Genomic DNA, 13,919 nt, shown 5'->3' with positions numbered 1-13,919 from the left:
GGAGACGTGATCGTGAACGAACGCGCGAGGACGAACGGCGCCAGGACCCGCCGCCGGGCGGTGCGGTGGGGCGCCCTCACGACGGTGGCCGCGCTGGTCGGCGTGACCCTGCTCGGCTCGGGCCCCGCAGGTGCCGCCGACGACCCCGCCGGCGGCGGACCGACCGACTCGGCGGTCACCGTGCAGTGGGCGGGCGGCAACCCCGCGGACCTCCAGCGCTACCAGCCGGACCGGGCCCACATGGTCGACGACGCCGACGGCTCAGGGCACTGGGACGACTTCAAGGACCTCGAGGTCACGGTGTCGCAGACCGAGGGACTGATCGACCAGGTCGTCACGGTCACCGCCTCGGGGATGGCCCCGACGGCGCCGTCGGGTGACCCGGGCTACCGGAACAACTACCTCCAGCTCATGCAGTGCTGGGGTGATCCGCTGGGGGAGGACTTCGAGAAGACGTGCCAGTTCGGTGGGTACTCGCCCTCGGAGGTCGGCGGAGGCGGTAAGGACGTGCACCCGGTCGGCAGCACCTATGACCGCGGATGGGTCCACCAGGTCAAGTTCCGGGCCGTGACGGGCCAGGAGAACGAGACCATCGAGGTGCCTGTCGGCGACGGCAGCACGTCACGCAGCAACCGCGGTCTCGGGATCTTCTTCGACGCCTCCATCTCGAACGAGCAGCCCTTCGTCCCGATCGCGGCCGACGGCACCGCCCGGCACAACATGCTGGTGCAGTCCGCTGCCGCCCAACCGTACCTGGGCTGCGGCGACCCGGAGGCAGCGGGGGAGCGGTGCTGGCTCGTGGTCGTCCCCCGGGGCACGCACTCGGGGTCGCTCGCCGACGGCACGATCTGCGGCAATCGCACCATGGGACCGATCAACACCTTCGGCCGGGAGCTGAAGGGGCAGCACGGGTCGCCCGTGTCGGCGGAGTGCACCTTCTGGGACAACCGGATGGTGGTCCCGCTCAACTTCGAGAACCCGTTCCAGCGCTGCCCCGCCGGGTCGGCGGAGCGGAGCGTCGTCGGCAGCGAGCTGATCGCCGACGCGATGAGCTCGTGGCAGACCGCGCTGTGCGCCGGCGACGGCGGCGCGACGTTCTCCCTCAACACCAACAGCGGCACCCTCACCCGCACCCAGCTCCTGACCGGCACGACCGACTTCGCCGCGGTGGCGGCCCCGCTGACTCCCGACTCGATCGGCACCGCGAACCCGGAGCTGCTCGCCGAGGCCGACCTCGGCTACGCGCCGCTCGCGAACACGGCCCTGACGATCGGCTTCGTGGCCCAGGAGATGGACGGGACGGCGCACACCGACCTGCGCCTCACCCCACGCCTGATTGCCAAACTCCTCACCCAGTCCTACAAGTACCACGTCCCGTGGGTGCAGTTCGCGGGCGGCGAGAGGGTGGGCGAGTCGTTCGACGTGCTCGCGAAGCACAGGGTCACCGAGGACGAGGAGTGGATCGCGCTCGGCAACCCCACCGACTTCGGCAACCACGACCGCATGACGTGGGTCGTGTCCGGGCCGAGCGGCGACGACGCGATCCGGCTCCTGTGGCAGTACGTGCAGGCGGACGCCGACGCCCGCGCGTTCCTCCGTGGCGAGCCGGACCCGTGGGGCAACACGGTCAACCCGTACTACCTCCCGGCAGGGCACCCCGGGGCCGCCGGGGGCGGGTACGGGGTGGACCTGTCGCGCGTGCCGCTCGACACCTTCCCCAAGGCCGACCAGACGCTCGACCCGGACCTGGCGACCGCCACCGAGAAGTACAAGGGCGAGCAGATCGACTCCACCGCCTACACGCCGTACGCGCAGGACCTCGAGGACAACGCGGTACGTGTCGCGAGGGCGGACTCCAAGATGCCCGACGAGTGGGACCCCAACTACGTCGCGGTCGGGCTCACGGCGCCCGGCCGCTGGAACCGGAAGACGCCTCCCACCCCCGACCGGCCACAGCTCATGATGGGCCCGGTGACGGCGACGTCGACGGAGCTGTACGGCCTGAGCACCGCGAGCCTCGCGCTCCCGCTGGACCGGACCACGACCGCCGACGACGTCGCGGACGCGCGGGAGTTCGTGGGCTACGACGAGCAGTCGCTGAGCACGGCGATCGCCTCCGGGCCGGTGGACGAGCGCGGGGTCGGCGTCATCGACCTGACCGCGCTGCCCGCCGGCGCCTACCCGCTCGCCACGACGATCCACGCGGCGGTCGACCTGCGCGTGGGCCGCCTGGACGGACCGGCCCGCACCGAGTACGCCCACCTGCTGACGTACGCCGCGACCGACGGCAACGTCGTCACGGGCGAGCGGGGCGGCCTCCCCGAGGGCTACGTGCCGCTGACCGCCGAGCAGCAGACGGCAGCGCTCGCCCTGGCCGATCGGCTGCTCGCACCACCCGGGTCCGGCCCGGACGCCGACGGTCCCGGCGCGGACGGGAACGACGGCTCCGGCGACCCCGCCGGCGCGGGACGTGCCGGGAGGGACACCGGAACGAACGTGTCGGTCCCCGTGGACGGCGACCCGGCGGCCGGTGATCCGTCGTCGGACCCCGGAGCCGACGGCCCCGGTGGACCCACGACGACGCAGGACGAGGCATCGGCCGCGGACGACACAGCGTCGCTGGCCGCGTCGGTCGCCCTGGGCGGCACCTTGCTCGCGGCACTGGCCGGGATGGTCGGCGCGCCATTCCTCCTGCGGCGCCGCGACCTCACCGGCTGAGCGACCCGCCCGCCACCGGCGAGACCAACTCCACACAGGCTTCCCGTGCGGGTCATCACCCCCGCCCGCACGCGGAGGCCCCCCACCCGAGCAGCGAACCGGGGTGAGGGGCCGTGTCCCTGACGGGACGCAAGGTCGCTCGCGACCTGTGAGGGGGAACTCTAATAGGAAGGCATGCCATGTCCAAGCACCTCCAGCGAGGAGCCCGCGGGTTCCTCGCCGGCGCAGCGACCGCAGCGCTCCTCCTCGGCGGGGCGGCCACCGCCTCCGCCGACCCGATCGACCCGGCCACCGGCCAGCCCGACCTGAACCGGACGGTCGACGCGGTCGGTTCCGACACCACCCAGGACCTCAACAACGGCCTCGCGGCCGTCATCCTGCGCGAGGGGAAGCTGATCTTCGGCTCGTGGGACGCCACCGGCTACTCCCCGATCCAGACCCGCCCGGACGGGCCGTTCTTCGACCGGCCGAACGGGTCGGGCAACGGGTTCACCGCGCTGCGCGCGGCCTGGACCAACGGTCTGTGGAACGGCGTGCAGCTGAGCCCGGCGGACATCCAGGTCTCCCGGTCGTCGAGCGCACCGTCGTCCATCGACCAGAACGGCACGTACGCGTACGTCCCGCTCGCGGTGGACGCGGTCACCTACGCCGTGGACGGGGACAACACCACCGTGCCGCGGGACCTGACCCAGGCGGAGCTCATCGAGATCTACACGTCGAACAACGGTGAGAGCGTCACCATCGACGGCACCGACTACACCGTGGGCGTCCAGGGCAGCGGTGCCGACATCGTGCCGTTCATCCCGCAGGCCGGCTCGGGCACGCGCTCGTTCTGGCTGTCCACGGTCCTGAACGGCGCCACCATCGGTTCGGCGGTGTCGGACACGTACTCGGGCGGCTCGGTGCAGGAGCACGACGGCGCCGTGCTCGCGGACGTCGACAACGCGATCGCGCCCTACTCGATCGCGCAGCACATCGCCCAGGGCAACTCGACGCAGCTGCAGTCGCTCTACGACGTGACGGTCGCCGACCGCCGCGACGGCGCCGAGCTCGCCACCGTGAACGGCGTCCAGCCGCTCGCGGACGGCGTGCTCAACACGGCGTTCCCGCTGGCCCGGCCGGTGTTCACGGTCGTGCCGCACGCGGCGATCGTCCCGGGCTCCGACATCGAGTACCTGTTCGGCGGCTCCGGCGGCGCCGCGTACCACGCGACGTCGAGCGACGGGACGTACACGATCGAGGACTTCGGCTTTGGCTCCCTCATCAACCGGGGCACCGGCGTGAACGGCGTCCAGATCGGCCTGGGCTTCTACGAGGCCGGGGACACCGAGTCCTACCGCCGCAACTGAGTCCCGCCAGGGACGTGAGCCTCGGGTGAGCTGAGGCCCACGCCGGGGTGTGCCGCCCGCCAGGCGGCGCACCCCGGTTCCACGGCGGCAGTCGGAGCGACCGGCTACCGCCACGCACGCGCTTCTTACCGCCCCGGACCGTCCGGGTCGACCCACGAAGGGAACTCGACGATGCGCTTGACATCGGTCCGCCGTGCGGGCCTCGCGCTGGCCGCCACGCTGGCGGTCGCCCTCGGCGGACTGACCGCCGCTCCCGCCCAGGCGCTGGCTCCGGGCCTGGACCCGGACAACCGCCTGGGTGACCTCACGCTCGACGTCACCGGCGGCGCCATCTCCTGGGCCGGCGGCCCCCAGCGGCTCACCACGGAGACGGGCTGCCCCGAGGGATTCCGCGGTTCGTCCAAGGTGCACTTCATCTGGCCGGACGGCACCTGGGTCACCAGTGGCTCGCAGTTCGTCGCCATGGCCTACGTCGCCGCTGTCGCCGGGAGCGGGCTCGACGGGCAGCCGATCGACCGTGCCAACCTGTCCGAGACGGACGGCTTCCAGAGGTTCGCGTCCAAGTGGAACGGTGCCGGCTACAGCGGCAACAACTTCGACGGTCACAGCGGCGTGGCGACCTACCTGGTCACGTGCGACCCGGGCGAGGCCCCGGCACCGGCAACCCTGCCGTCGAACCTTTCCGGCGTGGGCGACTCGAAGTACTTCTCCGTCGACCTCCGCATCGACTGGGACGACGCAGCGAACCAGGGCACCTGGGAGGTCGTGGACGGGAGCGGCCCGGTCGAGAAGGTCGACACCACCACCACCCTGACCCCGACGGCGGGCAACGACGGCTCGGTCACGCTGACCGCCGCCGTCGGCCCGGCCGCCGCCACCGGCGACGTGACCTTCCACGACGTCACCGACGGCAGCCCCGAGGCGATCGGCACCGCACCGCTCGAGGGTGGCAGCGCCGCCCTCACGGTGGACGAGCTGGAGCCCGACACCGAGTACCGGTTCCGAGCGACCTACGCGGGTGACGGCCAGCACGACGGGTCGGACTCCAACGACGCGGTCGTCACCACGGTGGCCGAGCCGACGGAGCCCCAGGAGGAGGACAAGACCGTCACGGTGACCATCCCGGCGGACGCCAACGGCCTGCACCTCACGGTGTCGGGCGGCGACGTCGCGCTCGGGGTGCCCACGCTCGACGGCTCGACCTACACGTCCACGGGCTCGCTCGGGCAGGTGACCGTCACCGACAACCGCGCCGAGCGGCTGGCGTGGACGCTCAACGGCGAGGTCAGCGACTTCGCCCACGCCGAGCAGGCGTCGGCCAAGATCCCCGCGAGCGCCCTCGGCTGGAAGCCGCAGCTCCAGGGCACCGCGGCCGGCACCGCCGGCGCGGAGGTCGCGGCCGGGCAGGGCGGCGGCCTGTCCTCCCCGAAGCCGCTCGCGCAGGCCACGTCCGGGGTCACGGGCACCACCACCACCGTGGACGCCGCCCTCACGCTCAAGGCCCCGGCCGACAGCGCCCCCGGCGACTACACCGCCACCCTCACCCTGACGCTCATCTGACCCGGGCCGATCCGTTCCCATGAACCCTCTGACGAAGGCAGGAACCATGTCTCAGACCACGACCCGTCGCGCGGCGCGCCTCGCCGCCGCCCTGACGATCGCGCTGGGGGCCGTCCTGGCCGCCCCCGCCGCCCAGGCGGCCAACCCCGTGCTCGACCCCGACACCCGCCTCGGCGGCATCACCCTCGACAAGACCGCCGGGGAGATCACAGCCGCCGGTGGCCCGCAGTCCCTGACGACCGAGGTCGGCTGCCCCGAGGGGTACCGCGGATCGTCCCGCGTGCTGTTCGTGTGGCCGGACGGCACCTGGCCCGCGGCGGTCAGCCAGTCCGACGCCGGGCTCCCCGCGCTGGTCAAGGTGGCCACCTCCCCGATCGCCGGCTCGGGCCTCGACGGCGAGCCGATCGTGCGGACCGGCAGCTCCGCCTCCCGCTGGGCCGCCTACGGCTTCCCCGCCGACCGGTTCGACGGCCGCAGTGGGGTGGCGACCTACGTGATCACGTGCGACCCGGGCGACGCTCCGGGCACGACGTTCCCGCCCGCCGGTGCCGGCGTCGGTGACTCCAGGTACTTCTCGGTGGACGTCCGCCTGAGCTGGGACGACGCGACCAACGTGGGCTCCTGGGAGCTCGTGAAGGAGGCCACCACGACGTCCCTGACCGCCGACGGCCGCTGGAAGGCCGCCACTCTCACGGCCGACGTCGGCCCGTCCTCCGCGACCGGCGCGGTGACGTTCACGGACGTCGCCACGGGCCGCACGGTCGGGACGGCCACGGTGACCGACGGCGTCGCGACCGTCGACGTCACCGGCCTCAAGCCGTGGCGGTCGTACTCCTTCCGCGCGGAGTACTCGGGTGACGCCCAGCACGACGGCTCGACGTCCGACGTCGTCCGCGTGCGGCGCTGACGCCGTGATCGTCGGCTGACTCTCCGGGTGCCGCGGTCCGCGACGAGCGGGCCGCGGCACCCCGGCACCCTCTCTCGAAGGAGCACCACATGATCGTCCGGAGGACCGCCGCGACCTGGGCGCTCGCCGCAGCAGTCACCGCTGGGCTCGCCGGGGTGGCCGCGCCCGCTCTCGCCGCCGACGGCGACGAGGTCACCTGGAGCGTGCAGCCCTCGTCGCCGGACGGCCCCGACGGGCGCACCGCGTTCGACTACGCCGTCGCTCCTGGCACCACCGTCAGCGACCGAGTCGCGGTGTCGAACTTCTCCGACCGGGCCGCGACCTTCCGCGTGTACGCCGCCGACGCGACCACCGACTACGACACCGGCGCGTTCACCCTCATCGGCGCCGACGAGCCGTCGTCCGACCTGGGCGCCTGGACCTCCGTGGACTCCGGCCCGGCGTCGTGCCCCGGCGCGGCCGACGCGGAGGCCGCCGCCGCGTGCGCGGCCGGGCTCGGCGTCGAGGTCACCCTGGGCCCGGGGGAGCGGGCCGACCTGCCGTTCACCGTCACCGTGCCCGTCGACGCGACGCCCGGCGATCACGCCGCGGGCATCGTCGCGTCGTACGTCTCCGAGACCACCGGCGACGGTGGCGCGGCCGTGCGCCGCGAGGACCGCGTCGGCACGCGCGTCTACCTGCGCGTCGACGGCGCGCTCGAGCCCGCGGTCGGCGTCACCGGCGTGGCCACCCGGTACGACGGTGGCGCGAACCTCGTCGGGGGCGGCACCGCCCACGTCGGGTTCGACCTCACGAACACCGGCAACGTGCGCCTCGACGCCACCCCGAGCGTGCAGCTGACCGGGCCGTTCGGCATCGACCTGGGCACTGTGCCCGTCGAGCCCGTCACCGACCTCGTGCCCGGCGGCGTCGCGCACGTCGAGGCCACCCTGCCCGGCGTCCCGCCGCTCCTGCTGCTCTGGGCCGACGTCACGGTCACGGCCACCCCGTCCGGGCAGGCCGCGCCCGCGGAGGGCACCGAGCAGGTCGCCGCCGACGGGACCGACGCCGCGGGCGCCGGGCCACAACCCGCGGTGGCCCGCGCGTCGAGCACCACGTGGGCCGTGCCCTGGGCGGCGCTCGCGATCCTCGTCGTCGTGGTCGGCGCGACGGCGGCGGTCGTCGTGACCCGGCGTCGCGCCCGCGAGCACCTCGCGGCCGAGCTCGCCGACTACGCCGACCACGTGCGCGCCGAGGCCCGCGCCGAGGTGCTCGCCGCGACGGCCGCACCGCGCGCCGTCGGGCACGACCCCGACCCCACCTCGAGCCACCCCACCGAGAACGAGAGAGCCCGATGACCTCGCAGCCGACCCTTCGAGGGACCCAGCAGCGCGAGCGGAACCACGGCCACGTCGTCTTGCCGCAGGTCGGGGACGTCGTGTCCGGCTCGCGCCCGGCCACGTCACCACGCACCGCTGGTCCTGGTCAGCGGGTCCTACTTGACAACTTCGCCGGCTCCTACTTGACAACTTCGCCGAGACACCTGGCTCCCCGGACCGACAGGCCCGCCACCCGAACCGCACCCCACACGACCGAGAACGAGAGAGCCCGATGAACCAGCGACCCGCCCGCCGCCTGCCGGCGCTGCTCGCCGTCGGCGGGCTGACCGTCGCTGCCTGGTGCGGCCTGGCCGGCCCCGCCTGGGCGGCCGACGACGACGGCACGGGGATCAGCGTGAGCATCCCGACGCCGTCGCCCACGCCGCCCCCGACGACACCGCCCCCGATTCCGCCCCCGGCACCGCCCGTGACGCCGCCCCCGGCCACCACCCCACCACCCACGGGCGGCGGCACCGGCACCGTGCCGGGCACCGGGAGCGTGCCCGGCACGACCCGGATCCCCGCCCCGACCGCACCCGGCGCGACGGGCCGGGCCCCGGCGTCGGGCGACCCCGCCGCGCCGGCCGCGGACGGCGGCGCCGAGCCGGCGTGCGTCGACCCGGCCGAGCCCGCGGCGCCGACGGAACCTGCTGAGGAGACCGCCGAGGCCACGGTGGACGCCGAGGTGTACCTGCCGGGCGACACGGTGTCCGCCACGGCCACGGGCTTCGCGCCGGACGAGAAGGTGCAGGTCGCGCTCTTCTCCGACCCCGTCCTCGTCGTGGCCGCGGCGGCTGACGGCCAGGGCGCCGTGACCGCCGCGGTGCCCGTGGGCGAGGACGTCGCCCCCGGCCAGCACACGCTGCAGCTCGCCGGGTGGTGCGGCACCGTCGTCGCGCAGGCGAAGCTCCTGATCGGGACGTCGGCAGACGGCGCCGCAGGGGCGGGACTGGACGTGCCCCGGTGGGCGTGGTGGACGGGCGGCGGCATCGGGGCGGTCGGCCTCGCGTACGGCGGCTGGTGGGCCCTGCGGACCCTGCGCCTCGGGGCGGGGGTGCCGGCATGAGCACCGTCGTCGACGCCGGACCCGACACCGAGACCCGGACGGGCACCCGCGCGTCCGAGCCGGCGCCCCCGCGGCCGTCGGACGTCTACGCGCCGCCGCCGTCGGGCCGCGGGCCCCGGCGTGCCCGACGCCGCCCCGCGCTGCCGGCCCCGGCGCCGCGCCCGCCCGCGCCGCGCGACAGCCGCTGGTGGATCGGCACCGCGATCCTCACCGTGTCGCTGCTGCTGCTCGGGTTCGTCGCGCACGCCACCCTGTTCTCCTCCTTCCAGCACCACCGCACCCAGACCCTCGCCTACGACGAGCTGCGCACCACGCTGGCCAAGGGCGAGACCCCGGTCGGGCAGCTCACCATCGAGGAGGAGCTCGTCGCCGACGGCACGCCCGTGGCGCTGCTGCAGATCCCCGCGATCGGGCTCACCGAGGTGGTGCGCGAGGGCACCGACTCCGGCGTGCTGCGCGGCGGGCTCGGCCACCGGCGCGACTCCGTCATGCCGGGGCAGAGCGGCCCGTCGATCCTGCTCGGGCGCCAGCTCGCCTACGGCGGCCCGTTCGGCGACCTGGACCAGCTCGTGCCCGGTGACGAGATCGTCGTCACCACCGGCCAGGGCGTGCACACCTACACCGTGCTCGGCCAGCGCCGGGCCGGAGACCCGCTGCCCGCCGATCTCGACGCCGACGAGGGGCGCCTCGAGCTCATGACCGCCGACGGGCTGCCCCTGTTCCCCTCCGGCGTGCTGCACGTGGACGCCCAGCTGACGTCGGCGGTCCAGGAGACGCCCGTGAAGGTGCTGTTCACCCCCGCGCTGCCCGACGCCGAGCGCGAGATGGGAGCCCAGTCCGACGCCTGGTTCACGGCGTTCTTCGTCGTCGTGCTGTTCGCCGCCGCGGGCGTCGCCGTCGTGTGGCTGTGGCGCACCTGGGGACGTCGGCACGCCTGGGTGATCGGCGTGCCCCTGCTGGTGGCGCTCGGCGTCACCGCGGCGGACCTCGTCATGGACGCCCTGCCCAACCTGCTGTGACCGAGTTCCACGACCCCGAACCGAGGAGAGACCGATGACTATTCCGACCGACCGGACCACGGTCCTGGCGGCCGCGGCGCCGCCCGACGCGCCGTCGGCCGTCGCCGAGCCCGCCGTCGCCGAGCCCACCGTCGCCCAGCCTGCGCCCCCGTCGGGCGCGACCATCGACGCGACGCCCGCGCCTCCGATCCCGCCCCTCGGTCTGGACGTGGGCGAGCCCGCGGACGCGCCGACGCGGGCCCTGTCGGCCCTGCACGCCCGCGAGATCTCCGCGTGGTTCGGCAGCCACAAGGTGCTCGAGAAGGTGTCGCTCTCGATGCCGCCCGGGCAGGTCACCGCCCTCATCGGACCGTCCGGCTGCGGCAAGTCCACGTTCCTGCGCATCCTCAACCGCATGCACGAGCTCGTGCCGTCGGCGGCGCTCGCCGGGCAGGTGCTGCTCGACGGCGACGACATCTACGACCGGAGCAAGAAGCTCCAGGACGCCCGCAAGGACATCGGGATGGTGTTCCAGAAGCCCAACCCGTTCCCCGCCATGTCCATCTACGACAACGTCGTGGCAGGGCTCAAGCTCACCGGCCGCAAGGTCTCGCGCGACACCAAGGACGAGATCGTCGAGCGGTCGCTGCGCTCGTCGGGCCTGTGGAACGAGGTCAAGGACCGCCTGCGCCAGCCCGGCGGCGGCCTGTCCGGCGGGCAGCAGCAGCGCCTGTGCATCGCGCGGTCTCTCGCCGTCACGCCCAAGGTGCTGCTCATGGACGAGCCCTGCTCGGCGCTCGACCCGACCTCGACGCGCGTCATCGAGGAGACGATGTCCGAGCTGCAGAAGGAGGTGACGATCGTCATCGTCACGCACAACATGCAGCAGGCGCAGCGCGTGTCCCAGCAGTGCGCGTTCTTCCTCGCGAGCCAGGGGACGCCCGGCGCGATCGTCGAGTACGGCGACACGGAGGCGATGTTCTCCGAGCCGCAGGACGAGCGCACCTACGACTACGTCAACGGCCGCTTCGGCTGAGGCCGGGACCGGTACGAGGAGCCGAGGACCGAGGACAGGACGAGGACCAGCGATGACGGACGACGACGAGCGCGCGGACGCGCGGCAGGACGACGACCCGACCGCACCCGGGGAGCACCGCGCGCTCCTCGGGGGCCGGTTCGTGCTCGGCGACCTGCTGGGAGTCGGCGGCACGGGGTCGGTGTACGAGGCGCAGGACCTCGGGCCCGACGACGTCGCGGACGGCGCGCTGGGCACCGGGCCGCAGCGCGTCGCGGTCAAGGTGCTGCACCCGCACCTGAGCGCCGACGACGCCGCGCGGTCCGCGTTCTGGGCCCAGGCGGGCGCGGTCCGCCGGCTGCACCACCCCAACGTCGCCGCCGTGCGCGCCGTCGGCACGCACGACTCGGGCGGCGTGGTGCAGGCGTGGGTCGCGCTGGAGCTCGTGCCGGGCGGCAGCGTCGCCGACCTCGTCGCGGCCCGCGGACCGCTGCCGGTCGGCGAGGCCGCAGCCGTGCTCGACGGCGTCCTGGCCGCCCTCGCCGCGGCGCACGCGCAGGGCCTGGTGCACCGCGACGTCGCGCCCGGCAACGTGCTCCTGGCACGCGCCGCGGACGACGACGGCCCGGTCGAGGCCGCGCACGTGCGCCTGGTCGACTTCGGGCTGGCCGGGGAGTCCGGCCACGCGGCCACGGCGGACGCCGTCGGAACGTCCGTCGGCCGGGTCGTCGCGACGGGCGCCGGGACCGGCGGGCCTGCGGGTCGCACCGTCGTCATGCCCGGCGCGACGGCGTCCGGTCTGCCGCCCGCCGGGGTCGGGGCCACGGCGCTCACCGGGCCCGGGGTCGTGGGCAACCCGCAGTTCATGTCGCCCGAGCAGGCCCAGGGGCGGCCCGTGCGCGCCGCCGGGGACCAGTACCAGGCGGGCGCCCTGCTCTACTTCCTGCTGACCGGGCAGGCGCCGTTCCCACGCGAGACCGCGGGGCAGGTGCTCGCGGCGCACGTGAGCGCGCCACCGCCCGTGCCGTCCGCCGTCCGGCCCGACGCGCAGCCCCTGGACCGGGTCGTGACCCGGGCGATGACGAAGACGCCCGCCCGCCGGTTCCGCGACGCCGCGGACATGCGCGCCGCGATCCTCGCGGCGGCGGGCGCGGCGGGCGCTGCGGGACCGTGGGCACGGTCGGTCGCGGTCGTGGAGACCGACCGGACGGGCACGGGGACGACCGGGACGGACGAGTCCGGGCAGGTCGTCGCGCTCGCCGCGGCGGCGGGTGACGGCGCGCCGGGGCCGCTCCCCGGCCCGTGGGGGAGCGGCGGTGGGGTCGTCGACCCGCCGGGCGCCACACGGGCCCCGGGAGCCGTGGCCGCCGTCGTCACCCTGGTGGTGGCCGGCCTGGCCGTCTGGGCGGTGGCGACCGGCGGGCTCGACGTCGGCACCACCCCGGCGCCCGAGGTCACCGCGAGCGCGCCCGCACCCGCGCCGAGCGCGACGACGCCCGGGCCCGCGCCGACGGAGCAGGAGACCGTCGCCGCCGACGTCGTCGTGCCCGAGCTGGGCGGCACGCTGTCGCAGGCCGTCGCGCTGCTGCAGGCCCAGGGCCTGACGCTGGGCGAGGTGGTGCCGTCCGAGTCGCCCCTGCCGGCCGACCGGGTGTTGGGCCAGGAACCGGCCGCCGGGGCGAGCATCGCTCCGGGCGGGGTCGTGCACGTGGTCGTGGCCAGCGGGACCAACACCGTGCCCGACGTCGCGGGCCTGGGCCTCGACGACGCGCAGCGGTCGCTCGAGGAGGCCGGCTTCCGGGTCGTGCGACCCGACGACGCGGATGCGTCCGCGCGCGTCACGGGCACCCGCCCGGCCGCCGGGACGTCGTCGGCCCTGACCGAACCGGTGCACCTCGTCGTGGCCGCCCCCGTCCCGACCGCACCGCCGGGCGCGACGCCCGCGCCGAGCCCGGTCGCCACCCCCACGCAGACCCCCGAGCCGACACCGACCACGCCCCCGACGGATCCGGACGAGCCCGTGCCGGACCCGAGCCCGTCGCCGACGTCCGGCACCGAGCCGGGCGACGAGGAGCGACCATGAAGCGCGTCCCCGCCGCCCACCTCGTCGCCGGCGCCGTCGTGGCAGGGCTGGTCGGCGTCGCGGGGTTCGCGCTGCGGCAGGGCCCGCTGGACGCCCTGGCCGTCCAGGTCCCCGCGCCAGGCCTCGACGTCGTCGCCGCTCGCCCCGCCGTCGAGCGGCCGGGCCACGACGAGCTCGCCGGGGCCGTCGAGTCGCTCGACGCGCTCGGTGAGCCCGGACCCGCCGTCCCGACCGACCGGGTCGACGCCACCTGGGCGGACCAGGTCGCGCGGGCGACGGGGATCGGCGCGCGCGCCCTGCTCGCCTACGCGTCGGCGGACCTCACGCTCGACGCGGAACAGCCGGGGTGCGGGCTCGCGTGGAACACGCTGGCCGGCATCGGGTCCGTCGAGTCGTGGCACGGCACCTACGACGGCGCCACCCTGACCGACGCCGGCACGCCCGAGCCGCCGATCCGCGGCATCCCGCTGGACGGGCGGGAGGGCGTGGCCGCGATCCCGGACACCGACGGCGGCCGGTGGGACGATGACGCGACCTGGGACCGCGCCGTCGGCCCGATGCAGTTCATCCCGTCCACCTGGGAGCGGTGGGGCGCCGACGGCGACGGCGACGGCGTGGCCGACCCGAACCAGATCGACGACGCGGCGCTCGCGGCCGGGCGCTACCTGTGCGCCTCCGGCCCGCTGACCGCCGCGGACGGCTGGCGGTCGGCCGTCCTGTCCTACAACCGTTCCGACGTCTACGTCGCCGACGTCGCCGCCGTCGCGCAGCGGTACGCCGACGCCACGGAGGCGTCATGAGCCCGCGCCCACCACCCGTGCCACCCATGTCACCCACGGCACGCACGACACCCACGGCACGCACG

10 protein-coding genes are annotated in these 13,919 nt (G+C 75.0%); all 10 read left to right on the top strand.

The features are described from left to right. Nucleotides 1-6 precede the first annotated feature (6 nt). The 10 genes from AC4H2G_RS07060 (at nucleotide 7) to AC4H2G_RS07015 (ending at nucleotide 13,854) form a co-directional block, all read left to right on the top strand. On the top strand, nucleotides 7-2,718 hold the full coding sequence (locus tag AC4H2G_RS07060) for a hypothetical protein (protein ID WP_494365058.1): 2,712 nt from the start codon (nucleotides 7-9) through the stop codon (nucleotides 2,716-2,718). Between the two features lie 179 nt (nucleotides 2,719-2,897). Further along, nucleotides 2,898-4,067 (top strand): substrate-binding domain-containing protein, encoded by a 1,170-nt coding sequence (locus tag AC4H2G_RS07055; protein WP_494365057.1) that lies wholly within the window; start codon nucleotides 2,898-2,900, stop codon nucleotides 4,065-4,067. Nucleotides 4,068-4,238: 171 nt separating this feature from the next. After that, the gene (locus tag AC4H2G_RS07050; RefSeq protein ID WP_494365056.1) at nucleotides 4,239-5,627 is read left to right on the top strand and encodes an Ig-like domain-containing protein; all 1,389 of its coding nucleotides are present in this window, start codon (nucleotides 4,239-4,241) and stop codon (nucleotides 5,625-5,627) included. A gap of 46 nt (nucleotides 5,628-5,673) precedes the next feature. After that, a complete protein-coding gene (locus tag AC4H2G_RS07045) occupies nucleotides 5,674-6,534 on the top strand; it encodes an Ig-like domain-containing protein (RefSeq protein WP_494365055.1) in 861 nt (286 codons plus the stop codon). A gap of 89 nt (nucleotides 6,535-6,623) precedes the next feature. Further along, on the top strand, nucleotides 6,624-7,871 hold the full coding sequence (locus tag AC4H2G_RS07040) for a hypothetical protein (RefSeq protein ID WP_494365054.1): 1,248 nt from the start codon (nucleotides 6,624-6,626) through the stop codon (nucleotides 7,869-7,871). Nucleotides 7,872-8,124: 253 nt separating this feature from the next. After that, nucleotides 8,125-8,958 carry a hypothetical protein gene (locus AC4H2G_RS07035; RefSeq protein ID WP_494365053.1) on the top strand — a complete coding sequence of 278 codons (834 nt, stop codon included), beginning with the start codon at nucleotides 8,125-8,127 and terminating at the stop codon, nucleotides 8,956-8,958. Next, on the top strand, nucleotides 8,955-9,977 hold the full coding sequence (locus AC4H2G_RS07030; RefSeq protein ID WP_494365052.1) for a sortase: 1,023 nt from the start codon (nucleotides 8,955-8,957) through the stop codon (nucleotides 9,975-9,977). The genes AC4H2G_RS07035 and AC4H2G_RS07030 overlap by 4 nt, the downstream gene beginning before the upstream one ends. 241 nt (nucleotides 9,978-10,218) lie before the next feature. Further along, complete coding sequence (gene pstB / locus AC4H2G_RS07025) at nucleotides 10,219-10,992, top strand: phosphate ABC transporter ATP-binding protein PstB (protein WP_494365369.1); 774 nt, start codon at nucleotides 10,219-10,221, stop codon at nucleotides 10,990-10,992. A 52-nt stretch (nucleotides 10,993-11,044) separates the two neighbouring features. After that, complete coding sequence (locus AC4H2G_RS07020) at nucleotides 11,045-13,054, top strand: protein kinase domain-containing protein (protein ID WP_494365051.1); 2,010 nt, start codon at nucleotides 11,045-11,047, stop codon at nucleotides 13,052-13,054. Beyond that, complete coding sequence (locus tag AC4H2G_RS07015; RefSeq protein WP_494365050.1) at nucleotides 13,051-13,854, top strand: lytic transglycosylase domain-containing protein; 804 nt, start codon at nucleotides 13,051-13,053, stop codon at nucleotides 13,852-13,854. Before AC4H2G_RS07020 ends, AC4H2G_RS07015 begins: the two co-directional genes overlap by 4 nt. The last annotated feature ends 65 nt before the right edge of the window (nucleotides 13,855-13,919 follow it).

Source organism: Cellulosimicrobium sp. BMG9.23 (genome assembly GCF_059159985.1).
This window is presented reverse-complemented; position numbering and strand designations above follow the sequence as displayed.

What these genes read in the sequence shown, in the direction of transcription:
- AC4H2G_RS07015 (WP_494365050.1), top strand. Translation starts at nt 13,051, where the DNA reads ATGAAGCGCGTCCCCGCCGCCCACCTCGTCGCCGGCGCCGTCGTGGCA.
- AC4H2G_RS07035 (WP_494365053.1), top strand. Translation starts at nt 8,125, where the DNA reads ATGAACCAGCGACCCGCCCGCCGCCTGCCGGCGCTGCTCGCCGTCGGC.
- AC4H2G_RS07020 (WP_494365051.1), top strand. Translation starts at nt 11,045, where the DNA reads ATGACGGACGACGACGAGCGCGCGGACGCGCGGCAGGACGACGACCCG.
- AC4H2G_RS07040 (WP_494365054.1), top strand. Translation starts at nt 6,624, where the DNA reads ATGATCGTCCGGAGGACCGCCGCGACCTGGGCGCTCGCCGCAGCAGTC.
- AC4H2G_RS07045 (WP_494365055.1), top strand. Translation starts at nt 5,674, where the DNA reads ATGTCTCAGACCACGACCCGTCGCGCGGCGCGCCTCGCCGCCGCCCTG.
- AC4H2G_RS07050 (WP_494365056.1), top strand. Translation starts at nt 4,239, where the DNA reads ATGCGCTTGACATCGGTCCGCCGTGCGGGCCTCGCGCTGGCCGCCACG.
- AC4H2G_RS07055 (WP_494365057.1), top strand. Translation starts at nt 2,898, where the DNA reads ATGTCCAAGCACCTCCAGCGAGGAGCCCGCGGGTTCCTCGCCGGCGCA.
- AC4H2G_RS07030 (WP_494365052.1), top strand. Translation starts at nt 8,955, where the DNA reads ATGAGCACCGTCGTCGACGCCGGACCCGACACCGAGACCCGGACGGGC.